23 protein-coding genes are annotated in these 23,883 nt (G+C 44.5%); 12 read left to right on the forward strand and 11 right to left on the reverse strand.

The genetic code is table 11. From position 1 onward, the window contains the following. The coding region (locus ACF8CV_RS14205; protein WP_392417028.1) for a hypothetical protein at window positions 1-1,334 on the reverse strand (1,334 nt) is incomplete at its 3' end. 305 nt (window positions 1,335-1,639) lie between these two features. On the opposite strand from ACF8CV_RS14205, the gene ACF8CV_RS14210 reads away from it, so the two are divergent. Continuing rightward, the gene (locus tag ACF8CV_RS14210; RefSeq protein WP_005454961.1) at window positions 1,640-1,870 is read left to right on the forward strand and encodes a glutaredoxin family protein; all 231 of its coding nucleotides are present in this window, start codon (window positions 1,640-1,642) and stop codon (window positions 1,868-1,870) included. Window positions 1,871-1,924: 54 nt separating this feature from the next. Here ACF8CV_RS14210 and ACF8CV_RS14215 read toward each other — a convergent pair whose 3' ends face one another. Continuing rightward, window positions 1,925-2,794, reverse strand: coding sequence for a LysR family transcriptional regulator (locus ACF8CV_RS14215; protein WP_029855844.1), 870 nt, complete (start codon window positions 2,792-2,794; stop codon window positions 1,925-1,927). 106 nt (window positions 2,795-2,900) lie between these two features. Between ACF8CV_RS14215 and ACF8CV_RS14220 the strand changes: the two genes are divergently transcribed. From ACF8CV_RS14220 to ACF8CV_RS14230, 3 genes are all read left to right on the forward strand, one after another. Continuing rightward, the gene (locus ACF8CV_RS14220; protein WP_017448620.1) at window positions 2,901-4,124 is read left to right on the forward strand and encodes an MFS transporter; all 1,224 of its coding nucleotides are present in this window, start codon (window positions 2,901-2,903) and stop codon (window positions 4,122-4,124) included. Window positions 4,125-4,174: 50 nt separating this feature from the next. Next, window positions 4,175-4,756, forward strand: coding sequence for a DUF1415 domain-containing protein (locus ACF8CV_RS14225; protein ID WP_005495484.1), 582 nt, complete (start codon window positions 4,175-4,177; stop codon window positions 4,754-4,756). A 113-nt stretch (window positions 4,757-4,869) separates the two neighbouring features. Then, window positions 4,870-5,445: a nucleoside triphosphate pyrophosphohydrolase family protein gene (locus ACF8CV_RS14230; protein WP_392417032.1), complete on the forward strand. Its 576-nt coding sequence runs from the start codon at window positions 4,870-4,872 to the stop codon at window positions 5,443-5,445. A 79-nt stretch (window positions 5,446-5,524) separates the two neighbouring features. Here the strand turns inward: ACF8CV_RS14230 and btuD are convergent, their stop codons facing one another. The 8 genes from btuD to cobT all read right to left on the reverse strand — a co-directional run bounded on the left by btuD (window position 5,525) and on the right by cobT (window position 13,756). Then, complete coding sequence (btuD, locus tag ACF8CV_RS14235; RefSeq protein ID WP_029854498.1) at window positions 5,525-6,292, reverse strand: vitamin B12 ABC transporter ATP-binding protein BtuD; 768 nt, start codon at window positions 6,290-6,292, stop codon at window positions 5,525-5,527. After that, the gene (gene btuC, locus ACF8CV_RS14240) at window positions 6,279-7,274 is read right to left on the reverse strand and encodes a vitamin B12 ABC transporter permease BtuC (protein ID WP_023667280.1); all 996 of its coding nucleotides are present in this window, start codon (window positions 7,272-7,274) and stop codon (window positions 6,279-6,281) included. The genes btuD and btuC overlap by 14 nt, the downstream gene beginning before the upstream one ends. A gap of 82 nt (window positions 7,275-7,356) precedes the next feature. Beyond that, window positions 7,357-8,385, reverse strand: a complete 1,029-nt coding sequence (locus ACF8CV_RS14245) for a succinylglutamate desuccinylase (RefSeq protein ID WP_138937478.1) — start codon at window positions 8,383-8,385, stop codon at window positions 7,357-7,359. A 430-nt stretch (window positions 8,386-8,815) separates the two neighbouring features. After that, window positions 8,816-10,615, reverse strand: coding sequence for a M3 family oligoendopeptidase (locus ACF8CV_RS14250; RefSeq protein ID WP_138937477.1), 1,800 nt, complete (start codon window positions 10,613-10,615; stop codon window positions 8,816-8,818). Between the two features lie 143 nt (window positions 10,616-10,758). Further along, a complete protein-coding gene (gene cobC / locus ACF8CV_RS14255) occupies window positions 10,759-11,373 on the reverse strand; it encodes an alpha-ribazole phosphatase (protein ID WP_138937476.1) in 615 nt (204 codons plus the stop codon). A 12-nt stretch (window positions 11,374-11,385) separates the two neighbouring features. Then, a complete protein-coding gene (gene cobU, locus ACF8CV_RS14260; protein WP_138937475.1) occupies window positions 11,386-11,919 on the reverse strand; it encodes a bifunctional adenosylcobinamide kinase/adenosylcobinamide-phosphate guanylyltransferase in 534 nt (177 codons plus the stop codon). Beyond that, entirely contained in the window at window positions 11,916-12,668 is a 753-nt protein-coding gene (locus tag ACF8CV_RS14265; protein ID WP_031809668.1) for an adenosylcobinamide-GDP ribazoletransferase, read from the reverse strand. Before ACF8CV_RS14265 ends, cobU begins: the two co-directional genes overlap by 4 nt. Before the next feature lie 44 nt (window positions 12,669-12,712). Then, window positions 12,713-13,756, reverse strand: coding sequence for a nicotinate-nucleotide--dimethylbenzimidazole phosphoribosyltransferase (cobT, locus tag ACF8CV_RS14270; protein ID WP_025627178.1), 1,044 nt, complete (start codon window positions 13,754-13,756; stop codon window positions 12,713-12,715). Between the two features lie 683 nt (window positions 13,757-14,439). Here cobT and ACF8CV_RS14275 point away from each other — a divergent pair. The 7 genes from ACF8CV_RS14275 to purT all read left to right on the forward strand — a co-directional run bounded on the left by ACF8CV_RS14275 (window position 14,440) and on the right by purT (window position 21,961). Continuing rightward, window positions 14,440-15,135 carry an NAD(P)H-binding protein gene (locus ACF8CV_RS14275; protein ID WP_138937474.1) on the forward strand — a complete coding sequence of 232 codons (696 nt, stop codon included), beginning with the start codon at window positions 14,440-14,442 and terminating at the stop codon, window positions 15,133-15,135. Between the two features lie 192 nt (window positions 15,136-15,327). Next, window positions 15,328-16,701, forward strand: coding sequence for an L-cystine transporter (locus ACF8CV_RS14280; protein WP_138937473.1), 1,374 nt, complete (start codon window positions 15,328-15,330; stop codon window positions 16,699-16,701). Window positions 16,702-16,856: 155 nt separating this feature from the next. After that, on the forward strand, window positions 16,857-18,278 hold the full coding sequence (gene sbcB / locus ACF8CV_RS14285; protein WP_138937472.1) for an exodeoxyribonuclease I: 1,422 nt from the start codon (window positions 16,857-16,859) through the stop codon (window positions 18,276-18,278). 55 nt (window positions 18,279-18,333) lie between these two features. Further along, window positions 18,334-18,708 (forward strand): CidA/LrgA family protein, encoded by a 375-nt coding sequence (locus ACF8CV_RS14290; protein ID WP_005455074.1) that lies wholly within the window; start codon window positions 18,334-18,336, stop codon window positions 18,706-18,708. Between the two features lies 1 nt (window position 18,709). Then, on the forward strand, window positions 18,710-19,387 hold the full coding sequence (locus ACF8CV_RS14295; RefSeq protein WP_024701131.1) for an LrgB family protein: 678 nt from the start codon (window positions 18,710-18,712) through the stop codon (window positions 19,385-19,387). A 363-nt stretch (window positions 19,388-19,750) separates the two neighbouring features. Then, window positions 19,751-20,638 carry a cytidine deaminase gene (gene cdd, locus ACF8CV_RS14300; protein ID WP_392417039.1) on the forward strand — a complete coding sequence of 296 codons (888 nt, stop codon included), beginning with the start codon at window positions 19,751-19,753 and terminating at the stop codon, window positions 20,636-20,638. Between the two features lie 147 nt (window positions 20,639-20,785). Next, a complete protein-coding gene (gene purT / locus ACF8CV_RS14305; protein ID WP_021453637.1) occupies window positions 20,786-21,961 on the forward strand; it encodes a formate-dependent phosphoribosylglycinamide formyltransferase in 1,176 nt (391 codons plus the stop codon). 101 nt (window positions 21,962-22,062) lie between these two features. Here purT and ACF8CV_RS14310 read toward each other — a convergent pair whose 3' ends face one another. Then, complete coding sequence (locus ACF8CV_RS14310; RefSeq protein ID WP_021486580.1) at window positions 22,063-22,713, reverse strand: thiopurine S-methyltransferase; 651 nt, start codon at window positions 22,711-22,713, stop codon at window positions 22,063-22,065. Between the two features lie 317 nt (window positions 22,714-23,030). Between ACF8CV_RS14310 and ACF8CV_RS14315 the strand changes: the two genes are divergently transcribed. Then, complete coding sequence (locus tag ACF8CV_RS14315) at window positions 23,031-23,804, forward strand: phosphoribosylglycinamide formyltransferase (RefSeq protein ID WP_069508512.1); 774 nt, start codon at window positions 23,031-23,033, stop codon at window positions 23,802-23,804. Window positions 23,805-23,883 lie beyond the last annotated feature (79 nt).

Below are 23,883 nucleotides of genomic sequence, written 5' to 3' on the forward strand. Positions count from 1 at the left end.
GGTATTAGTACTTGAAGCGCTTTGTTGATTACAAACAATATATATTTCTTAATGGATAACCCGGCTTTGAGCTTGAGAAAAGCGAGCCTCATTCCACAAGAAACTACCTCCATAAAAATGGAAACAACGATAACGGTGTAAGGGGGATAACCTAACGATAGGAAAATATAGGCCAATGGCACAGTTAGCAGCAGCACTGACCCAATTGTTGACTGGTAAGCCTTTACGTCTCCGGTTGCTTGTATAGCCGTTTGAAGACCAACCGTCGTAAGGTTTACAAACGCAAGTACTAAAAATAGCTTGATAAAAGTCAGTACACCATCAGGATAATCTCCCAACCATATCGACAACATAAAATCTGTTTCAAAAAAGATCGGCAGCGCGATGACTGAGTAAAGCAACAAGCTAAAACGACTTGCTAACATGGATAAGTGGAGCATTTCCTCCCTATTACCCTTGCTTTCTGCCTTTACGATTCGTGGATTGAATGCTTTCATGATGTTAATGCTAAATTCCTTTAGCTTTCCATTTACTTGAACAGCAATGGCATAAACAGCATTGATATAAACGCCAAAGAAATGATTAAGCACAACAGCTAAGCCTTGAACTCTAGCAACGCCACAAATGGCGCCAAACGAGTTCCAACTAGTGAAGCCAATCATTTCTTTAAATAAGGCAATATCTAATTTGAAGTTTAGAAGGTTACATTCTTCATATTTAATCCGACAGTAAACCACCTTCACAATAAGCATTGTCCAAGAAACTGAGACAAACAACGTTCCCAGAGCGACTAGTTGATTTTCAAAGAGGATAATCAAAAATGTCGAAATCAACTTAAGCAGTGATTCAAAAACACTAAACACAGCATCAATACCTAAATCTTCATTGGCATTAATTTGCGCATTAAATGGCACGGTTACTACAGATGCTAATACGCCGACAGCCATAATCTGGTATAACGATTGAGCGGAAGAAACAACTGATACTGGTATGTTAATTAAATCTTCAAAAATAAAAGTTTGCAGTGAAAATAACAGTAAAAAAATAATCATAGCAACAACAATATGTAGCGATTTTGTGGTAGCAAAGACGCTAGTTCTTTTTTCTAACTGTTGGGTACTGTAAAAAGACAAATAACGCTGGCTTGATGTTGTCATTGCTCCATTTAAAAACAGCATTAACGCCAAAACGCCGGCAATAAGGTTGAAAACACCGTAACCTTCAACACCAAGTTGATGGAGTAAAACACGTACCATATACAGGTTAACTACGGTCGTAATTAGCATTTTGACGATCTGAAAAAGAGTATTTTTCGCGACCCGCTTCCCTGACATTTTCTCTTCCGAATTTAAAGTAAAACTCGACGTTTAAGTGAATTAGTTACAACAATTCATAAAAACATCATATCAATGCAACAATTAGTATTCAGATAGTAGATAAAAGGATATTTAAGTTCTATTGCTACAGGTACCAATCAAAGCGTTTGGTACTTTTTCCCAACCTTACGTTCTTAATTGGCATTACATTTTTATGACTTTCACTTTCCAAACCTCATTCTTTTACTCAACAAATCAAGTTCTGGAGAGTTGAAGAAGCATATAGTAGACTTCGCCTCCCAATGATAATGGAGAGAAATTCAATGAAACGTGTCGTTCTTTACGTCAAAGACAAATGCCCTCACTGCAAAGATGCTCAACGTTATCTTGATTCGAAAAACATTAATTACCGCCTTTGTAACGCGAAAATGCAACGTGGTCGTAAAGAGCTTGATGCACTTGGTGCTCGCTCTGTGCCTGTATTGAAGATTGGTGACCGAGTAATGATCGGTTGGAATCCGAAGAACTTCGAAAAGATGTACAGTGGCAGTTAATCGCCTATAAATGGATAGTGACAAGAGCTTCTGAAATAAGAAGCTCTTTTTGTATCAGACGTAACGTTTCACAAAATCAATAAACGTCCGATCTGCGATAGATAAATACCCTTCTTTCCGCCAAGCTAGTGCCAAATCGAGCGTTACTGGTGGATAAAACGGAATGCCAACAACCCCCTTCTCGTTTTGAGTAACAAGCTCAAGCAGGGCCGTAATGGCAAACTCCTGCCTGACGATGCTCAATATCAGCGGCAGCAAGTTGGTTTCAAAGGAAGACTTCATGCTGAAACCGTGCTCTTCACTGACATGGTCTAAGAATTCTCGATGAAAATATCCGTGCTGAAACATCACCAATTCATGCTCGAAAAATTCATCAAACGTTATGGCTTCACGCTGCGCTAGCTCATGCTCGGGAGCAACAACGGCCACCATTTGGCTGCTGAACAAATGGTCCGTTTCTAGATCTTCGGGTACATCGTCACAGCTGATCACGCCGATATCGAGTTGTCCATTGAGCAACATTCGACGAATAGATTGCGTGCCAGCCTCAACGAGCGTCAATTTCAGATCAGGAAACTGGCTCTTAAACGCCATCACGATTCTCGGGAAGAAGTAACTCCCCATCATAGAAGGCGTGCCGAGGCGAACTTCTCCTTTCGCTAAACCTTTTAGCTCATCAATCGCTAATTGCGCATCGTGCAGTTGTTGAATCACTCGCTGCGCGTGAATGAGTAAGGTTTCCCCCTCTTTCGTTAGGCTGATTTTCTTATCTTCACGACGAAACAACGTCACGCCGAGTGACTGTTCGAATTTTTTTATCGAAATGCTTAACGCTGGTTGCGCGATATGAAGTGCCTTAGCTGCGTGGGTGATATTGCCATGCTCAGCGACAGCTAGAAAATGTTTCAGTTGTTTCGATTCCATAAGATCAAAAATATATCGTATCCATATTTTTAATATATTTTTTTAATCCATATCCAACTGATAGATTGATCACAATCTCCTTTATTGCTCCTATCAGGCAGGAAACATGGTCAGCTTTGGTACTCCGGAATACAAACGCATTACGCTATCTCTGGCGCTTGGTTCTTTTTTGGTTTTTTCTAACCTATACCTTTTACAACCTATGCTGCCGACCTTCGCAACGCTGTTTTCCATTTCAGAAACGCAGGTTAACTGGTTGTTTGCCGCCTCAACGTTAGCGCTTTCATTCAGTTTGGTGCCAATGGCGGTCTTGTCCGAATCCATCGGTCGTAAGCCAGTGATGATGGTTGGCTTGTTCTCTATTCCTGCCATTTCTGCGTTGATGCTACTCGGAGACTCATTTATATTTTTGGTGGCATGCCGAGCATTAATCGGAATCGCTTTGGCCGCATTTGCCGCTGTTGCCGTCGCATACATGGCAGAAGAACTTGATAAGCACGCATTTTCAATGGCCATTGGTACTTACATTGCAGCAAACTCATTAGGTGGTATCGCAGGACGTATTAGCGGCGGTTTGTTGGCGGATAACTTTAGTGTCGATGTCGCCATCGAAGTCATGATGGTTGTAACACTGATTGGCGTAATCTGCGTGCACTACTTATTGCCAAAGCAGCGCAACTTCACACCTTCATCCAGCAGCTTAAGACACCAAAATCGCGCCATTATTGGCCACTTCCGAAATCAGCGGGTTTGGTTTGCAATGCTCATCGGCGGCCTTAACTTTGCGTTGTTCGTCAATCTTTACTCCGTAATGGGGTTTCGCTTAGTTAGTGCGCCGCACAACGTTCCGGTCGGTCTGGCATCGTTGATATTCATCTGTTATTTGGGAGGAACTTTTTCTTCTCGATGCGCAGGGCATTGGAGCAAACGTTATTCTTCTATTCTAGGTATGTTCTTAGGCGCTGTGGTTAGCATGGCAGGCATGTGGATTGCGGCTTTTGAGAGCCTCGCCGCTATGCTTATCGGTCTTCTGCTGATTAGTTTTGGCGCGTTTTTTACCCATACTTTGGCTTACGGCTGGGTAGGCCAAAACGCAACACAAGCAAAAGCAACCGCAACAGCTTTGTACTTGGTGCACTACTATGTTGGCGGAAGTTTAGGTGGGTTTTTATTGCTCTACTGTTGGCAACATGGCGGTTGGTCAACCGTACTGCTTGGCGGAAGCGTTTTGTATGCCGTGATGTTTGCTGCCATTGCCTACTTAAAACACATTTGTGAAAGCGTAGATACCGACAGCAACACTGATGTAGCAAGCTTGGGAAGAAGTTAATCGGCTTCTCTGTTATGCTTGCGCCAAATTCATAAAAGCAAGAAAGTCGTATGCCAACGCGCTCAACACAAGAAACACCGAATACAGATATTAATGCGATCACGCAACAAGTCGATCAATGGCTTAATGATGTCGTGATTGGTCTGAATTTGTGTCCTTTCGCTGCAAAGCCGCAGCGTAACAAACAAATCAAGATTTTTGTCAGCGAAGCAACACAAGAAGAAGCGTTGCTTGAGGATATTCTGCTGCAACTTATTGAACTCAGCACCACCGAACCAGAAAAGCTGGAAACAACATTGGTCGTCGTACCTAACATGCTGAAAGATTTCTGGGACTACAACTTCTGCATCGATTGGGTTGAAGGACTGATAAAACAACAGGATTGGGAAGGTATATTCCAAGTGGCGACTTTCCATCCCGACTATTGCTTCGGTGGTGCAGCGCCAGAAGATGACGAGAACTTAACCAATCGATCACCATACCCAATCTTCCATCTTATTCGAGAAGAGAGTATGGAAAAGGTGTTGAAACACTACCCTGACCCTGAATCGATTCCTGACACAAACATCGCGCGAGTTTCTGCTCTTTCAGAAGAAGAACGTAAAAAGCTCTTCCCTTATCTATTTCGTTAAGCCACAGTTTAGAACCTCAAGAGACGATTTCTAATCAGTTAGATTCTGATCTCTTGGGGATTAAAGTGCGGTTTGGTATCATTGCCCCTTCAATCGATTCAATGGACATTAGAATGCAACAGTCAAAGCTAACCCAAGAGATTTTTGATCACTTATACCGTGACATCACCGAGTTCCGTAGTACGTTCGACCTACCAGTCGCAGACGCTGCAAGCCTAGATGCACAAGCAGACACACTACACACCTCTTTGGCGATCGAAGAGCTAACAGAGCTAGCAGAAGCAGATTGTAAAACTGAACAAGCCGATGCGATTGTAGACAGCGTTTACGTTCTAATGGGTCGTCTAGTTCACCTTGGTCACAGCAAAGTAGAAGATAACCTAGCGATCAGCTACCTCATTGATCTTTTACTGAACGTTGCAGTAAACCGCGGAATCGACTTTATTCCTTGTTGGGACGAAGTTCATTCAAGCAACATGAGCAAAGTATGCCGCAATGAGCAAGAGTATACTGAGACCGAAGCCTTCTACGCAGAGCAAGGTATCAAGTTGATGGCTGTACAAAAAGGCGAATACATCATCGCAAAATGTGCACAAGACTTCGTGTCTGAAGGAAAAACCGTACGTAAAGGCAAAGTGCTCAAGTCGGTTTACTACCGTCCAGCGGACTTAAAACCGCTAACTCAATAAATACTTGGTTAAGTATTCAAGAAACAAAAAAAACGACCTTATACGGGTCGTTTTTATTTTATCAGCACAAACCTAGGCTCTAATCGAAGATCAAATACGGTCTCTCGTCTATCATCACTTTTCTGACCTGAGTTTTGAACACTTCAGCGAGACCAGTCTCGGAGAGCACGTCATCCGCCCTGCCCGACGCATGCAACACACCATTACTGAGCAATAACACTTTATCGGCATGTTTAAGGGTGCGATTCAAATCATGGTTCGCCACGAGCACGCTAATACCTTGCGCCGCGATAGCATTGATTAACTGATACAACAAACCTTCTTGAGCGATGTCGAGCGGAGCGGCTGGCTCATCTAAAATCAACAACTGCGAGTATGGATTTATCGTTCTCCACACTTGTAGGCATACACCCGCTAAGCGTACGCGTTGCCACTCGCCGCCTGATAGCGTTTGAATGCTGCGGTGCAACTTATCTTGCAGTTGGACGAGCTCGACCACCATATTAACGGCATCACGAACTTTACCATCAGTGATCGCAGTGCCACTTGGCAAGGACAACGCAAGATATTGAAAAACATCGACGTTAAATGCAGGTCTAGATTGCTGACATAAGTAACCGCGAACATGAGCTTGTTCCGACAAAGATAACGTAAGCAAGTTTTTGTCGTCCACATGAACTTCACCGCTCGCTCCATCTCTGCCAGTTAATGTGCCAGAAATCGCTGCGAGTAACGTACTCTTACCAGAGCCGTTTGGTCCGACAACGTGGACGACTTCGCCAGCTTTGCATTCAAATGAAAGTGGCAGCAAACGACTTCCAACCGCTATATGCTTAACGCGCATCATGACTCTTCACCAACATCCAAATGAAAATAGGCGCACCGATAGAAGTCGTCATCACACCTAAAGGCAGTTCTGCGGAATCCAGCAATAGTCGCGCACCAATATCTGCAAAAACAAGCAAAGCTGCGCCAGATATTGCCGACAGTGGCAACAAGTAACGGTTTTCTGTGCCAAACGCTAATCGCAGCAAATGCGGAACCACCAAGCCAACAAAGCTAATGATGCCACCTAATGCGACGGAGCAACCAACCAACACTGAGATGGCTAAAATCAACTTCCAGCGCATCTGATGAACATCGACACCGAGTTGAGTGGCATGAATCTCTCCAAGCATTAACTTATCGAGCGGTTTACCTTGGCAACATAGCCAAACTAGAACAGGGAACATGACTAATGTTACCGTGTGCTGATACCAACTCGCGCCACCAATGCTCCCCATAAGCCAGTACATTAGCTGGCGTAGGCTTAAATCGTCACTGAAGTAAAAGGCCCATGTCACGATGGCACTGGATAAAATACCCAACGCGACACCGACTAACAGTAAACGCGCTGTCGTGAGATGCATCGCCCGAGCAATACCAACCAATATCAGCGTGAACAACATCGAGCCAGCTATCGCCGCAAGCATAAAGATCATAGGCGTTGGCAGCACAGGCAATGCAAACATCACCAAAACCATCGCCAAACTTGCACCACCAGAAATGCCAAGCACGCCCGGCTCTGCCAGCACATTCCCCAACAAAACTTGTAGTGTGGCACCAGATACGGCCAATGCAGCTCCTATCATTGCTGCTGCGACCAATCTTGGCAGACGCAAATCCAGTAATAGCTTTTGCTCAAATACAGAGAGGGATTGAAAAGGAGAAAGGAAAACCTCCCCGACCATCAAATGAATAGTAGAGAGTAAAACGAGTACGACTGACATAATCACGAGATTACGCTGCCAGCGTCGCTCCTTGTTCAAGATAAGTTGTTGAAAATCCATAGTGGCCGATAAAAACAAACGAGGCTTAACCTTACAGTTAAGCCTCGGTAGATTGCAATTAACTTCTAAGAGTAATGTTGGATTAATCGTAAACCAACTCACCCTCTTCAAAACGCGTTTTCACTTCACAAACCATCAGTGCGGCACGTTGACCAATAGCAACATGACGATTTGGGAAGACAATCGCTTCGTTGTCATTTTTAGCCATCAGAGGCTTGTCGCCATCATGACCAAAGACTTCACCATGAACAAACGAAGTAAAATTCTCCACGTTGTCGTCAAACATGAAATCGAAATCATCATGCAAGCGGACGATAGTGCGACTTACGCGATATTTAATACACGGTTTCGATAAGTGCTCTGGCTGAGTTTCTGCAATCAAATTACGCAGAGCCAAGTCAAATGCCGTTAATCTGTCCAGAGCGTTTTCACCAATTCTAGCGACGCGGCCAAGCTCCATCGTAAGCGCTTGTGCACCGTAATTCTCTGCACTGTACCAACTGAACGTACTTGATGGTGAATTGGATAACAACACAGCTTCAATATGCGCACTATCGAGAAAATCCACCAACGCTTTGCTGCGAACTGGGTGGCGCGTTTTTGGGCTTACCGCAAACGTATAATGTTTCGAACCACGAATTGCACAATGCAAATCCAGGTGCCAACGCGTTTTTGGGTCTGTATCTTGATAGAAATCTCGCACCAACAGTTTCAGCGTATCAGCAATCGCCAGTTCTTTCGTTGGTTCGTGCTCTTTTTCATCGAATAGACGATTGAGGTTTTCTTCTAGGAATCGTGTATGCGCCAGAGTTGACTCAGGGTGAGCAATAATGAATAGGCAACGTGCATCGACTTTCTGGAATCCAGATTCGATGTCTTTAATGATCGAATCCACCAGCTCCATCGGTGCGGTTTCATCCCCGTGAATACCACAAGAGATGATGATGTTCTTCGTTTCCTGAGTCGGGTTTTCAGGAATGACTTCTAGCACACCACGCTGATAGAGTTTGAGTTGTACGCCGTTTGATAGCACCTGCTCCGCTGGCGCTACATCAATATGAACATCTAACGTGTCAGTTAAAAACGATTGGCGAAAGAGAGACTTCGTCATGCGTTACTCCTTAATAGCACGGCGGGTATGTTAATAAATTGTACAAAGAATTTTTGTTGCTGCGATCTCACTTATGAGTAGAAACCGCTAAATTTATCAAAAATCCGATACCCATTTGCGCCATGCACTCAAATCAAGCATTGAGGCGTTTATTTTTTAAACAATTACAAAGTGTTAGGGCTGTGAACTTTACCACAGCCTTCTGTAAGATCATTATGATTTGATCAAGTTTGAGTGTCTGTTAACCTTTTGAGCCGATTTTTTCGGCGGTGTGCGGATTCTTTATACAACACATGGTCATTTGCTTTGTCACTGCTTCTATGAGCAAACGGCTATGCGAACCAAAGATACCGCCAGTACCACCAAATAGTTCGAACTGAAGCCCTATCCGAGCAAGATTTATCGACTAGGGTCAACAGAACTCAACCTCTTATTGGCTACGCTGCGCAAGTAGGCGTTCAAACTCATCGACTTTGTCGCGTACGAGCTCCACGCTTTGTTGCCAGAAGTCTGGTTTGGTTAAGTCCATCGATAGATGTTTTTCAACCACCTCTTCTGCCATCATGTTGCCAGTATCACGCAGTAAATTAACGTAATCAATGTAGAAGTTTTCACCTTTAGCTTCACGTTGCGCATAAATGCCTTTACTGAACAAGAAGCCGAATAGATACGGATAGTTATAGAAACTCACATCGGCAATCGAGAAGTGCAGCTTGCTTGCCCAAAAATAGGGGTCAGCTTCACTCATCACGTCTCCGTACCAATCTTCCCACGTTTCTGACATCAGATTACAGAAATCCTGAGCGGTTAATTCTCCCTCCTGACGACGTTCGTAGAATGCTTTTTCAAACTCGTATCGAACAGGAATATTGATCATTAACGCCAGCGCAGAAGACAGCTCTTCCCAAAGCATTTCGAGTTTGTCATCCACACTTTCTGCTTTCGAGATCAAATGATCGCGTACGATATTCTCTGCAAAAATAGAAGCGGTTTCTGCAAGTGTCATTGGGTAGTAAGTTTGGCAAAGCGGCAGATCTCGAATAACCCAGTTATGGAAGGCATGACCAAGTTCGTGAGCCAATGTCATCAAATCAGAACGGCTACCACTCCACGTCATGAATACCAACGGTGTGCGCGTGGCTGGTAGTTTAGTGCAGTACGCCCCCAAACGTTTATTGGCATTTGGCGCGGCATCAATCCAACCGTTTTGAACCATTAAACGCACAAACTCAGACATCTCTGGGTTGACGGTTTCAAACGCTTCGCAAATCACATCGATTGCTTCATTGAAATCGTAGACTTTAGCATCACCGCTTAATGCAGGCATTGCGGCAAGGTGGTTCCACGGCTTCATCTCATCCAAACCGTGCACTTGCGCCATCAGTTTACCGGCTTTTTGGCCAATATCACGACTGTCCTTCGCCACTTTCATCATGGCAGCCAAGGTTTCAGATTGAATGCGGCTACCGTACAAACTTGGATCTAAAAAGTGTACCTCTCGCTTAGTCGAGCGCTTTTTGTTTTCAGTTAAACGCCAGCCTGCAAGTGCATTTAAAATCGCGGCGAAAGGCTCTTGGTGCGTTTCCATTGCTTTTTGGACGCCACGCCATGCCGCTTCTTGGCGGTCAAACTCTGAACCGTAAAGGATACTTGCAGCTTGGGAGAAACCGAGCTCTTCAGTAGTGCCATCAGCATGGTCTAACGTAACCTTTAACGAACCCGTCAAGTTGTCGTACAAATTGCCCCACGCGGATTTTCCGTCCACACTCATCGCAGCTAAAAGCTTTTCTTCTTCCATACTCAAGCGTGTATCTGCCAGTTTTCTCGACTCCATAATAGAGAAAGCTTGACCGCTGATGTCTGGATTTTCGTGATCGAGAACGCGAGCAATGAACTCATCATCTGCATGCGTTAAGGTAAGTTCGAAAGCACTAAACGCTTGAGACAATTCAGAGAAAATGCGCATCATACGACCAGAAAGCGCTTTCGCTTCGGCGTTAGTAGCGTTCACTGATGAGTAGCAATTGGCGAAGTTGTAGACCGTGCCAGCCAAGCGACTTGCTGCTTCGTTGGTCAGAATGGCATTTTGCATCACTTCAACATTTTCACAGTCTTGCGATTGCTTATTCAACAGATCAATGCATTGCTCAACAAGTGCGATATCGTCTTGAATTCGAGGGTCGGCAAGGTCGTTGTAAACGATGGATAAGTCCCAACTAGGAGTGGTCATTTTTAGAGTTCCTTTTGATGTAATCGAATCGGTCTTTCCTCTTCCTCCTGACAAGATAGGATTTAGAAAGCCGATTTCTTCCATGACTAGGGCTGCTTTTCTTCCTTGATTTGTTTCGCGTTGAAGGCCAACAGCGCCTGATTTTAATCTTCTACAAGAGGCACGCCTATTGAACGAACTGAGGCGTAAATTTGGTCATCAATAGTAATTGTTATATGAGTGACTGAGGCATTTCCTATCGCCAATGTCGAATACCATTGAGGATTGCGCCAATCCACGCCCAAAACATGAGCGAGAATTATTCGAATTACGCCACCATGCGTGACAATTAACAAGTTGTCATTGATATCGTTAATGATTTGAGACCAAGCGCGACTAACGCGCTGAGAAAATGTGCTTAAGCTCTCGGCATTAGGCAACGGATGGTGAGCGGGTGATTGCCAAAAGGCATCGAGTTTTTTCCAATGTTCAGTAAGCAAATCAAATGGCATGCCGTCGAAGTCACCAAAGTCCATTTCTTGCAGATCGTCTTCGGTGGTCATAGGCAACAATTGTTGCTCAGCTAATACTTGCGCCAAATCGTGACAACGAGAAAGCGGCGACGATATTATCCCCGCTACGTCGTATCCTTTGGTTTTCCAAGCCATGGCGATTCGCTGCTGCTCGGCCTCTTTCACTTTGAGATCAGTCTGACCATGTAAGCCAGGCGCGGCGTCTACTTTTCCATGACGCATAAGATAGATATTGAGCGTTTTCATTACCTTCGTATCCTATTCTTTAAGAACCAATGGCAACCCTGCCGCAACAAACGTTACTCGAGAGCATACTTGAGCAAGCTGTTGATTCATGCGCCCTGCATTATCAACAAAATAGCGGCTCACAGCACCCAGCGGCACGATGCCCATTCCCACCTCGTTAGAGACAAAAATCAGTGTCGCGCGAGAATTTTCAACCGCTTGAGTGAGCTTTTCTATCTCTTGTTTTAATAACTCGTTACTGCAGGCTTCACCTAGCTCAAAAATCCAGTTGTTCAGCCACAGCGTTAAGCAATCAACCAATACAACGTCATTAGCATCAAAATGAGCAAGTAAATCAGGAAGTCGAAGGTGGCATTCGTGTTCATGCCACCCTTCCCCACGTTGAGCTTGATGATGCTTAATCCGCTCTCGCATCTCATCATCAAATGGCAACGCAGTAGCGACATAATGTAATGACTTGTTCTGCTTTTCGGACAACTGTCTTGCGGTTTGTTCAGCAAGTTTCGATTTTCCTGAACGAGCACCACCGAGAATTAACTGCTTCATATATTTTGATAAAACGCGATTAGAGTAAGGTAAACCAAGAGCTCAGAAAGCTGCTGCGCTGCACCTAAGCAATCGCCAGTAAAACCGCCAATGCGCTTAGTCAGCCAACGTTTGAATGCAAATCGAAATGCAAACAAAACGATGACGATAAATGATGTCTGCATTACTCCGAGAAAGAGCGAAGCCACGCCCGCAGTAAACAGCAAAATGGCAACTTCAGACGAGGACTGCTTGTTCGCAAGCGGCTTGCTTTTTGAGGTGTCACTGTCACTCACATAAGGCATGTCGTAAATTAGCGTTGCAGCGAGGGCACGACTCGTGGTGTAGGCCACAACAATAACGAGCCAAAAATCAGGCAAATGCACCAACTCGCTCCAAAGGACAAACTTCGCCAACAACGCCATCACTAATGTTGCGGCGCCATAAGTCCCGATGCGGCTGTCCTTCATGATAGAAAGACGACGCTCAACCGTCATACCGCCGCCAATGCCATCCGCCATATCAGTCAAACCATCTTCGTGAAAAGCACCGGTGAGCAACAAGCTGAACGCCATGGTTAATACAATAGCAACAGAATCAGGGAAAATAAGTTGAGTGAAGTAGAACACAAGCGCGCAAAGCACACCAAGAATCACACCAACCAAGGCAAAATATCGCCCAGCTTGGTTCATACGTTCTTCGCTGTAAGGTAAGTCACTCGGTACAGGCAAGCGGCTAAAAAAGCTCACAGCCAAGAGGAATAGCTCCATTTGATAGCGTAGCGTTGCTTGTCGTGAACTTTTTGACTCAGACACTAAACCGTTACTCCCGCACTCTCAAAACTGGCCATTTTATTATAGAACTGCGCAGCGGCCTTCAATAGCGGCAATGCCAACGCAGCACCTGTTCCTTCACCAAGGCGGAGCCCTAAATCTAGCAAAGGTTCGGCTTTTAATGACTCCAACACAAACTTGTGTCCGTTTTCTTCTGAGCGATGTGCAAACAGCATGTAGTCACGTGTTTCTTCGTCTAGTAACGTGGCAACATACGCCGCGACAGAGACAATAAAACCATCGACAAGCACTGGCGTTTTTAAACGCTTCGCCTCAAGGAACGCCCCGACCATCTGTACGATTTCAAATCCACCAACTTGCGATAATACGGCTTTGGTGTCTAGATCTCGACAACGACTTACCCCTTGGGCAACCAACTTTAACTTTCGGCTCAACTGCTCTGAGTTGATGCCCGTACCAAGACCAACACAATGGTTTACCTCAAGCGGGCTGAGTGCAGCCAATAATGCGGAAGCCGAGCTGGTATTTCCAATGCCCATCTCGCCAAACATCAGTAAGTTAGAGCCTGAATAGATGGTGCTTTGCGCCACTCTTGCACCATATTCCAAACCAAGCGCCACTTGTTCAGAAGACATCGCCGCTTGCTTTGAAAAATTGGCAGTGCCATTTCCTAAACGCTGCTCAATTAAATTCGGATGAGATTTAAACTCAGGAACCATGACTTCGATTGGCGCAAGCATACCGCAGTCAATCACTTTGAATTCGATTTGGTTTACATCGCAAAAGCAGTTAATTGCCGCACCTCCAGCAAGGAAGTTCGCAACCATTTGCTGGGTAACTTCACTCGGTGCGATGCTAATGCCTTCTTTCGCAACACCATGGTCGCCAGCAAACACCAACATCGTTGGCTTGCGAATAACAATCTCTTCTACGGCTTGTGCTTGATCTTGGCTTTGAATCAACGCTAACTGCAATGCGACTTTTTCTAGCAACCCTAGAGCACCTAAGGGTTTGGTTTTGTTATCGATGCGCGTTTGAATATCGGCGGAAAAAGAGCAATCCATGTTTGGTATTCCTTCAAGTAATTGGTGTTCGTTCGATAGAAACGTTGTCTACAGTTGCGTATACATTACGACGAGACAAGATAAAAGGCTGACGACGAATGAGAGAATAAGTGTACGCCTCTTTCATTCTATTTCATCTGATTTTCTCTTTTTGCTTATGTTTTTAGCATTCTGACTGTCATATTGATAAGAATATGATTCTAGGCCGCTGTTTTTACATAAATAGAAAAGTGATACGAATACATATCACCTGGGTATCCAGCACAAAAAACCAAGCCCATACAACCAAGAAAATCATTGAAATCTATAACCAAAAAACAAACCAAAGTGACTAAAACCAAGCATTTATAACATGTCTAACACCTAATAAACTCAACGATTGGCACAACAAATGCTTGAATTAACTTGTCCCAATAAAATGGAGAGAGAATTATGTTTGCCAATCAAAGTCGTCGCCCTGCTAAGAGAAGCAAGCCCAAACCGCAGCGCAAAACCCGGCGCTCAATTCCCTTATCACTCTCCTGAGCCTAAGACCCGTAAATAACGGGTCTTTTTTTAACATGCGATATCGAGCTCGCCACTGCACAAATTTGATGGAGAGTTGCGGCTTATTCTTGCTCTTTCAGCGTGTTGGCATAAGCTACTAATGCCTAAGCACTTGTTCTCTAAAGAGGAAGCATACAATGACAAACGATGTTAACACTTGCGTAATCATCGCTGGCGCAACTGGGTTAGTCGGCAGCAAAGTGGTCGAAAACCTTATTTCTCAGTCAGGTATTTCTCATTTGTACTCCCTCTCCAGATGCCCACTTAAAGATATTTATGACCCAACAAACAAGATCATCCCAATCATCGATGCAGAGCTCACTATTCATCAATGGAATGAAAATCAAACAACGCCCGATATAGGTTTCATTTGTTTGGGCACGACTCTCAAGCAAGCAGGCAGTAAAGAAAACCTACGTAAAGTCGATGTCGAACTGGTCACTTCGGTCGCACAGCAAATGAAAATGGTCGGCGTAAAACGCCTTGCGGTGGTGTCTAGTTTAGGTGCCAACCGTTTCTCTCCTTCTCACTACCTTGCTTACAAAGGACAAATGGAGCAGAACATTGAAAAAATGGGATTTGATGAAGTGGTGTTTGTGCGTCCAGGCCCTTTAGTTGGTGAACGCGATCACCCGCGAAGTGATGAAAAGCTTGTTCAAGCTTTATTCAAAGTCATTCGCCCACTTATGATAGGGAAATTGTCTAACTTTCTGCCGATTAAAGCCGAAGAAGTGGCCAAAGCGATGATTTATCAAGTTTACAGTTATCAGGAAAATTCGGTTGTTTATCTACAAAGAAAAGAAATGCTCGACCTACTGCATCATTATGACTAGTCATTTTGCTTAAAAATCACGCTAAACAGTAAGTTCACGAGATTTATCTCTCATTTTTATATTCATTTTAGATCTATCTAATGCCTGTTTGTCATTTTTAAAGTTATATCCTGAGCGTTATCTTACGGCATCAGTATATAACCCCGTATAAAAAACAGTCGGCGTTTCACGCCAGATTGATAAGGTCAGATTATGGATTTTGCAGTGATAGCCTCTCTTGCCGTGTTTATAGGCATATTATTCTTTCTTTTTACCCAGCAACAAAAACAGAACACCCTTTCTCGTCTCGTTTTAATTGGTCTTGTTACTGGCTCTCTTTTTGGCTTGGCTCTTCAGCTTATTCACGGTGAAGGCAGCGACGTCATTTCGAAAACACTAGAATGGGTTGGTATTGTTGGTAGCGGCTATGTCGGCTTGCTAAAAATGGTGATCATGCCACTTGTGTTGGTTTCGATGATTTCTGCGGTAGTAAAACTGGAGAAAGGTGGCTCACTTGGCAAAATCTCTGGTCTGACGATTTCTGTGTTGCTAGTCACCACAGCAATTTCGGCTTTGATCGGTATTCTTGTTACTTCTGCGTTTGGTCTGTCAGCGGAAGGGCTAACTGAAGGCGCTCGTGAAACGGCTCGAATTGCGGTTCTTGAAAGCCGAGCGGGTACAGTAAGCGATCTAACCATTCCACAAATGCTAGTAAGCTTTATTCCGACAAACCCATTTGCAGACTTAACGGGAGCACGCTCAACCTCAATCATTGCTGTTGTCATTTTTGGTGTACTAACTGGTATTGCAGCTCGCAAAGTAATGATGGAAAAAGAGGAATTGGAATCACCAATTCGCACGTTTGTTGAAGCGGCTCAATCTATCGTTATGCGCTTAGTAAAAATGATCATGGCGCTTACACCTTACGGTATTGCTGCATTGATGGCGAAAGTGGTTGCAACCTCAAATGCATCCGACATCCTAAACCTACTTGGTTTTATCGTCGCGTCATACGTCGCTATTGGTTTGATGTTTGTTGTGCACGGCATTTTGGTTTCATTCGTTGGCGTTAGCCCTGTTGAATACTTCAAGAAAATTTGGCCTGTATTGACGTTTGCGTTCACTTCTCGCAGTTCGGCGGCAACCATCCCATTGAATATTGATGCGCAAGTGACCAAGCTCAATGTGCCACCAGCGATCGCGAACCTATCTGCTTCTTTCGGTGCAACAATTGGTCAGAATGGTTGTGCGGGTATCTACCCTGCGATGCTAGCTGTGATGGTTGCCCCAACAATGGGTATTAACCCACTAGACGTAAACTTCATTCTTTCTCTGATTGCGATCATTACTATCAGCTCGTTTGGTATTGCGGGCGTTGGTGGCGGCGCAACATTTGCGGCATTGATTGTTCTTCCAGCAATGGGCTTGCCTGTAACGATCGCTGCACTTTTGATCTCAATTGAACCTCTGATTGATATGGCTCGTACTGCGCTGAACGTTTCTGGCTCAATGACGGCAGGCACCATTGCAAGCCGAGTGTTGAAGTCCTCAGAAGCTGAAACGGCTCTTGAAGAAACGAAAGCCTAATCCTTATTTGCTGCCTAAGCAGACAAATGCAAAACTTCAAGCCGATGGTTCGCCATCGGCTTTTTCATTTTCACAACTTCACCTTGCATCTTTCGTTGCTAGTCAAGGCGTTGAATGGTCTAATACTCTTATCGGTTCCGTAAACGGTAAGCAGAATGCACCAAGATAATCAGCCCACTTTTTTCTTCTTTGACTACGAGACTTGGGGTACAAATCCCGCGAAAGATCGTCCAAGCCAATTTGCTGGTGTTCGCACAGATGAAAACTTCAATATCATCGGCGAACCTCTGGTGATGTACTGCCAGCTTCCTGCTGATTATCTACCTTCTCCGGAAGCTGCATTAATTACGGGTATTACGCCGCAAAAGGCGATGCAAGAAGGTCTATCCGAGCCTGAGTTCATTGTTAAGATTCACGCCGAGTTATCGAAACCCAAAACCACCAGCCTAGGCTACAACAGCATTCGTTTTGATGACGAAGTGACGCGTTACACCTGTTACCGCAACTTTATCGACCCATACGCGTGGAGCTGGCAAAACGGCAACTCGCGTTGGGACTTGCTCGATGTATTGCGTGCATGCCATGCGTTGCGTCCTGAAGGCGTAGAATGGCCCGAGAATGAAGACGGCTTCACCAGTTTCAAGTTAGAACATTTATCGGTTAAAAATGGCATTGAGCACAGTAATGCGCACGACGCGATGGCTGACGTTATCGCAACGATTGAGATGGCAAAGAAAGTCAAAGCCGCACAGCCAAAACTGTTCGATTACTTCTTCTCTATGCGCCACAAACGTAAGCTGAATGAACTGGTTGATATTGTAAACATGACACCGCTGATGCATGTCTCAGGCATGTTAGGTCGCGAATGCCAATACACCAGCTGGATTGTGCCTGTCGCGTGGCATCCAACGAATAACAACGCGGTTATTACGATTGATTTAGCCAAAGATCCGCAGCCAATTCTTGAACTTTCAACCGAAGAGTTGCACGAACGTCTCTACACCAAGCGTGAAGACCTCGGCGACCTACTACCCGTACCGGTGAAACTGGTTCACCTCAATAAGTGCCCTATTTTAGCACCAGCGAAAACGTTGACGGCGGAAAACGCAGAAAACATCGGTATTGATCGTCAGAAGTGTCTCGATAATTTGGCACTACTTCGCCAGCACCCTGAGATTCGAGAAAAACTAATCGGCTTGTTCTCTATCGAACGTCAATTTGAAAAAAGCGATGATGTGGACACTCAACTTTACGATGGGTTCTTCTCTCCAGCTGACCGTGCAGCGATGGATATTATCCGCGAAACCGATCCAAACAATCTTGCTGCCTTAGATATCGAGTTTGACGATAAACGCATCAAACCGCTGCTATTCAGATACCGTGCTCGTAACTTCCCAGGCACTCTCGATGAGCAAGAGCAACGACGCTGGGCACTTCATTGCCGAGAGGTATTTGAAAGCCAAATCGAAGAGTATATGCTGAATTTAGAAAACTTAGTTCACGAACATGAAAGTGACGAAAAGAAGATTGCAATATTAAAATCCGTTTACCGTTATGTAGAGAGCCTAGCCTCCTAATTTCTACTTATCCAAGCGCACCTTATGGTGTGCTTGTCGTTTATATGCTGTCAAAATGATAAAAGATCGATTCTTACAACTGATCCAACTGCTCATCTCCCTCTTCCTCATCATGGGAGCACTTGGAATCGGAATTACTATTCAAAAATTCACTGGCGTTTCTGTTCCCGGAAGTGTCATCGGTATGCTTGTACTGTTTTTCTCCATGACACTTGGCCTTGTCAAAGTGGATTGGGTAAAACCGGGCGCAACGCTATTCATTCGCTACATGATCTTACTCTTTGTCCCAATCAGTGTGGGACTCATGCAGCACTTCGATATGCTACTTGCGAATGCATTGCCAATCATCGCCAGTGCCGTCGGTGGTTCACTCATTGTCTTGGTCAGCCTTGCTTGGCTACTGGACTACTTGCTAAAGGAGAAACATTAATATGTGGTTAATTGTCACTATTGTCGTTTTCCTGATTGCTCGCCAAATCGCAATTAAGATCAACAGCCCACTTGCAAACCCTTTGTTGATCAGTATTGCAGTACTGATTCCTTTATTAACGTACCTCAATGTACCGTTTGAGACATACTACGCCGACAACGAAGGCATCAGCTTTTTACTACAACCAGCTGTTGTAGCGTTGGCTTACCCTTTGTACGAGCAACTCCCTCAAATCAAAGCCAACTGGCGAATCATCACGTTTGCTTGTACGCTCGGAAGTATTATGTCAATGGCAACCACAACCCTCATCGCCGTTGCGTTTAAAGCTGACATCAGTTTAATCGCGAGCCTAGTAGGTAAGTCAGTGACCACTCCGATTGCAATGGAAATCTCAAGCCACCTTGGTGGCGAAGCGGCAGTCGCTGCAATCTTAGTACTGATCGTAGGTCTTCTTGGCGCTATTTTGGCGTACCCAATCTACAACCTAATCGGCATTAAGCATCCAATTGCTCGTGGTTTGACGATGGGCACAGTATCGCACGCGCTTGGTACTGCGACTTGCGCAGAGAAACAACCTGTCGACGCTGCATTTTCATCGTTAGCGTTGGTGCTATGCGGCATCATCACTTCCATTCTCGCTCCGAGCTTTTTTGGTTTAGCAGTCTGGCTATATCAATAAGTCATTGTGACGGTCTGTCCTCCTTCCGACAGGCCGTCACTTTCCTTTTCTCATCGTAGTGCGCCGTTGAAAACGCTTTTCGCTACAAAGCACACTTCCCATCTAACGTGCTCTAACAAGATTCATACTAAACACTATCTTTCGCTGCTAGCATATTTTCATTACTTGGGTATATGAATATCCATTGATATAGTTATTTATGAGACGAAGTTAACGCTCAACACGATTGCAATCGAATACATGTGTGAGCTCACTCTAATTATGTAACAGAAATATCAATTACATTATTTAACGTGATCCAAAGCACGGAACATTTCTCTCCTTTGCATAGAATAACTGTCCATGCAATAACAAGGATTCAACATGAAAAGTCGCATTGAACAGGCGCTAGCAAGCGCTCCTGAAGCACTTTCAAAACAACTTGCTCCTATCGTCCTAGCCGACGATTTTGATGCTACTCTTTCAGCGCAGCAGTTTGAGCAATTGCTTTCAGCTACCAGCCTATCAGATAAAGAGCTGCGTGTTGCTCTACTTCCTTTTGCCGCTGCATATTCTTACGCTCCTATTTCTGAGTTCTATGTTGGTGCAATTGTTCGAGGCTTGTCTGGCCGTCTGTACTTTGGTGCAAACATGGAGTTCTTTGGTGTTCAGTTAGGCCAAACTGTTCACGCAGAACAATCTGCAATTAGCCACGCTTGGATGAAAGGCGAACACGGTGTCAAAGACATCACCATCAACTTTAGCCCTTGTGGTCACTGCCGCCAGTTTATGAACGAACTGTCGACAGCTAAAGAGTTGAAAGTTCAGCTACCTGAGCGCGACGAAAAGTCATTACATGAATACTTACCAGAAGCTTTTGGTCCAGCAGACCTTGGTATTGAGTCTGGTTTGATGACCGAAGTAAAACACCAATTTGTGTGTGATGATGAAGACGCATTGATTCAACAAGCCGTCGAAGCGATGAACATGAGCCATGCGCCGTATACCAATAACCTCGGTGGTTTGGCATTAGAGCTCGCGAACGGTCGTGTGTTTAAAGGTGCTTATGCAGAAAACGCCGCATTTAACCCAAGCCTTCCACCGCTGCAAGTAGCACTGATTCAAGTGTTGTTGGCAGGCGAAACCTTCGACAGCATTAAGGCTGCCGCTCTAGTTGAAAACTCTGAGGGTAAAATCAGTCACCTAGCAGACACACAGTCTACGTTAGAAGCGCTAAACCCAGATATTCCCGTCAGTTTTGTTAACGTATAAAATTCACTAATATGTCATTAAAAGCTCTACAACATGTAGAGCTTTTTTATTGACAAAAAACCACAAGCAAACGTTTGCTTCGCAATGAAAAATCAGTATGATCCCCTGCAATTTCTGTCTCATCACTTTATTTTGTAAGGGAACACTATGTTCGGTACTGCAACCAGCGCAAATGCTACCCGTGTATTACTATTAGGCTCTGGTGAGCTTGGTAAAGAAGTGGCAATTGAATGCCAACGACTAGGTCTAGAAGTGATTGCTTGTGACCGTTATGCAGACGCACCTGCGATGCAAGTCGCTCATCGTAGCTACGTGCTCGATATGTTGGATGGTAAAGCTCTAGAAGAGATCATAAACAAAGAGCAGCCAGCTTACGTTGTTCCAGAAATAGAAGCTATCGCGACCGATAAACTTGTCGAGCTTGAAGAGAAAGGCCTGAATGTTGTGCCAACTGCGAAAGCGACCAAGCTCACCATGAACCGTGAAGGCATTCGTCGCTTAGCCGCAGAAGAACTAGACCTATCCACCTCCCCTTACCGATTTGCAGACAACTACGATGACTTTAAAGCCGCAGTAGAGCACGTAGGTATCCCATGTGTGGTCAAACCTGTCATGAGTTCATCTGGCAAGGGACAGAGTGTCATCAAAACGGAAGACGATATTGAAAAAGCATGGGACTACGCACAAGAAGGCGGCCGAACTGGCGCAGGTCGAGTCATCGTTGAAGGCTTTATCGATTTTGATTACGAGATTACTTTGTTGACCGTTAGAGCAGTGGACGGTGTTCACTTCTGCGCGCCAATTGGTCACCGTCAAGAAGATGGTGATTACCGTGAATCATGGCAGCCACAAGCAATGTCGGAAAATGCAATCAAAGCAGCAGAGTACACGGCAGAGAAAGTCGTAAACGCTTTAGGTGGGTACGGTATTTTCGGCGTAGAGCTCTTTGTTAAAGGTGATAAGGTTATTTTCAATGAAGTCTCTCCTCGCCCGCACGACACTGGCATGGTTACGATGATTTCTCAAGAAATGTCCGAGTTTGCTCTTCATGTTCGCGCATTTACTGGAATGCCGATTAATAAAATCGTTCAGTATGGCCCTTCTGCATCAGCGGTGATCCTAGGTCAAGGCACTTCAACGGACATTCGTTTCGACAACGTTGCGAAGGCTTTAGCGCAGCCTCAAACTCAAGTGCGCTTATTTGGCAAACCAGAAATCGATGGTCGTCGTCGTTTGGGTGTCGTGTTAACTCGCCGTAAAACTATTGAAGAGTCTGTTCAAGACGCGGTCGAAAACGCAAAGAAAGTAAAAATCGTTTACTAATCTTTGAGTTCTCAACAATCCAAAAAAGCGCAGCTTTATATCGCTGCGCTTTTCTTTTATTTGCGAGTTCTATTTATAAACTCACTAGTACGGAAATCGTCTTACTGAGCTTCAATTAAGTACACTTCTTCAGAGAAACGGCTTAAACCCTTTTTCGCGATCTTTGGATGATGTTCATCAGCTTGGTCGACGTTTAAGCATGTTACCTTGTAGCCTGCAAACAACTGTTGAATTTCTTCCAATGGCACACTAAATGGAGGACCAGCCATTTCCTCTTGCGGATAGTTCAATGTCACAAGCAAAATACGACCGCCCGGATTCAAAAGCTGCTTCAAGCGCGCTACGTACTCTTCTCGCATATCTTGCGGCAAAGCCACCAACGCAGCGCGATCATAAACGATATCGGCTTGAGAAACCGGAGCAGTAAAGAAATCACCAGCATAAATCGACAGTTCATCAAACTGATACAACTCGTGCATACCACTAATTGGGGTCACAGTTGGTGTATAAAAGTGTTCGGCAAAGAAAGAACGCACCGCTATTTGGCTCAGCTCAACCCCTTCCACAGAATCATGTTTCGTTGCTAACCAAACGAGATCTTCAGACTTACCACACAAAGGAACCAAGACTTTGTCTTCACGTTTCGGATTCGCATGGTGCCAGTACGCTGGCAATAGAGGGTTCACATCTTCCAAATGAAAACCGATTTGATTACTGGCCCACTTACTGTGCCAAAATTCTTGATCTCTCATTCTTACTTTCTACTTGTTGGCTGATTTTCGTTTTGTGGGGTAAGACTAATGATTTTTTTAAATTTGTCTATGCCGTTCATCTTTGGTTAATACTGCGATGATAGGATGTCATCGTTCCTTGGAGAACAAACTCTTTATTCTCTAAGCAGAATAAAGAAAAGAGAAATGGTGATCTAACGCACGATTCCTCCAAAAGGTTAATTTTTAGCCTTGGGATCTTTCGGAAAGTCCCCATAAATAAGTTAGTACCTAATTTGCCCAGTCTTAGCGACTTTTACGTTCCCATTTTCTAAGTGCAAGCAAGTTAAGGAGAGTGAATGAGCTTATTTCTACGTACTACAGCATTGATGCTTTTGGTACTAAGCCGTGCGCCGGCATTCGCCGCACTTCCTAATGCCCCAAGTAATGAACAAAATCGTTCCCCTAGTCAAAACGAGGTTTGTTCTAAACTATTTAAACACAGCCTTAGCGGCTTGTATGGAATCCAATCCATCGACTCTCGTCCAACCCAGCCTTATTCAGATTTCGATATTCTTTACAGCAAAGCGCATCAAGCCCAATTCGAGCTTGAAACCATTTGTAAAAGTACCGCCCTACTCAACGATGCTCAGCCATATTTCGCTGGCGTAAAATCTAAACATCGCGCCGAAGAAAAAATCGCACATGAACTGGATGGCCAAGTAGAACGTATTACCGACTTAGCTCGTGCGACTATTGTGGCGGAAGATGTGGCAAGTTTGGTCTCTATTTACGAAACGCTAGAGCGCGAAACAACTATCGTTAAAGTCAAAAACCGCTTTAAGAAACCTGGCCCTTCTGGCTACCGTGATCTGAACTTGTTAGTCCGTTTGCCAAAAACGAATTTGATTGCAGAAGTACAGCTGCACTTAAAAGCGATTGCGGATGTAAAAAATGGTCCTGAACACGACCTGTATGAGCAAATTCAAAAGCTTGAACGTCAAGCATCAATGGAAAAGCGAAATCTAAGCGAGCTTGAAATGGCTTCCATTAAGAATATGCGTAGCCAAGCGAAAAACTTATACCAACAAGCATGGCAGCCTTACTTAACGACGCATTTAGAAGCGGCATAAACAAAACGCAGCCTGAGAAACAACAAAACCACCGCAATGCGGTGGTTTTCGTTTGTATGAAACATCAAATTTCATACAT

The sequence above is a fragment of the Vibrio sp. zbq_1 genome (assembly GCF_043102935.1).
Lineage (GTDB): Bacteria > Pseudomonadota > Gammaproteobacteria > Enterobacterales > Vibrionaceae > Vibrio > Vibrio parahaemolyticus.

What these genes read in the sequence shown, in the direction of transcription:
- ACF8CV_RS14210 (WP_005454961.1), top strand. Translation starts at nt 1,640, where the DNA reads ATGAAACGTGTCGTTCTTTACGTCAAAGACAAATGCCCTCACTGCAAA.
- ACF8CV_RS14215 (WP_029855844.1), bottom strand. Translation starts at nt 2,794, where the DNA reads ATGGAATCGAAACAACTGAAACATTTTCTAGCTGTCGCTGAGCATGGC.
- ACF8CV_RS14220 (WP_017448620.1), top strand. Translation starts at nt 2,901, where the DNA reads ATGGTCAGCTTTGGTACTCCGGAATACAAACGCATTACGCTATCTCTG.
- ACF8CV_RS14225 (WP_005495484.1), top strand. Translation starts at nt 4,175, where the DNA reads ATGCCAACGCGCTCAACACAAGAAACACCGAATACAGATATTAATGCG.
- ACF8CV_RS14230 (WP_392417032.1), top strand. Translation starts at nt 4,870, where the DNA reads ATGCAACAGTCAAAGCTAACCCAAGAGATTTTTGATCACTTATACCGT.
- btuD (WP_029854498.1), bottom strand. Translation starts at nt 6,292, where the DNA reads ATGATGCGCGTTAAGCATATAGCGGTTGGAAGTCGTTTGCTGCCACTT.
- btuC (WP_023667280.1), bottom strand. Translation starts at nt 7,274, where the DNA reads ATGGATTTTCAACAACTTATCTTGAACAAGGAGCGACGCTGGCAGCGT.
- ACF8CV_RS14245 (WP_138937478.1), bottom strand. Translation starts at nt 8,385, where the DNA reads ATGACGAAGTCTCTCTTTCGCCAATCGTTTTTAACTGACACGTTAGAT.
- ACF8CV_RS14250 (WP_138937477.1), bottom strand. Translation starts at nt 10,615, where the DNA reads ATGACCACTCCTAGTTGGGACTTATCCATCGTTTACAACGACCTTGCC.
- cobC (WP_138937476.1), bottom strand. Translation starts at nt 11,373, where the DNA reads ATGAAAACGCTCAATATCTATCTTATGCGTCATGGAAAAGTAGACGCC.
- cobU (WP_138937475.1), bottom strand. Translation starts at nt 11,919, where the DNA reads ATGAAGCAGTTAATTCTCGGTGGTGCTCGTTCAGGAAAATCGAAACTT.
- ACF8CV_RS14265 (WP_031809668.1), bottom strand. Translation starts at nt 12,668, where the DNA reads ATGGAGCTATTCCTCTTGGCTGTGAGCTTTTTTAGCCGCTTGCCTGTA.
- cobT (WP_025627178.1), bottom strand. Translation starts at nt 13,756, where the DNA reads ATGGATTGCTCTTTTTCCGCCGATATTCAAACGCGCATCGATAACAAA.
- ACF8CV_RS14275 (WP_138937474.1), top strand. Translation starts at nt 14,440, where the DNA reads ATGACAAACGATGTTAACACTTGCGTAATCATCGCTGGCGCAACTGGG.
- ACF8CV_RS14280 (WP_138937473.1), top strand. Translation starts at nt 15,328, where the DNA reads ATGGATTTTGCAGTGATAGCCTCTCTTGCCGTGTTTATAGGCATATTA.
- sbcB (WP_138937472.1), top strand. Translation starts at nt 16,857, where the DNA reads ATGCACCAAGATAATCAGCCCACTTTTTTCTTCTTTGACTACGAGACT.
- ACF8CV_RS14290 (WP_005455074.1), top strand. Translation starts at nt 18,334, where the DNA reads ATGATAAAAGATCGATTCTTACAACTGATCCAACTGCTCATCTCCCTC.
- ACF8CV_RS14295 (WP_024701131.1), top strand. Translation starts at nt 18,710, where the DNA reads ATGTGGTTAATTGTCACTATTGTCGTTTTCCTGATTGCTCGCCAAATC.
- cdd (WP_392417039.1), top strand. Translation starts at nt 19,751, where the DNA reads ATGAAAAGTCGCATTGAACAGGCGCTAGCAAGCGCTCCTGAAGCACTT.
- purT (WP_021453637.1), top strand. Translation starts at nt 20,786, where the DNA reads ATGTTCGGTACTGCAACCAGCGCAAATGCTACCCGTGTATTACTATTA.
- ACF8CV_RS14310 (WP_021486580.1), bottom strand. Translation starts at nt 22,713, where the DNA reads ATGAGAGATCAAGAATTTTGGCACAGTAAGTGGGCCAGTAATCAAATC.
- ACF8CV_RS14315 (WP_069508512.1), top strand. Translation starts at nt 23,031, where the DNA reads ATGAGCTTATTTCTACGTACTACAGCATTGATGCTTTTGGTACTAAGC.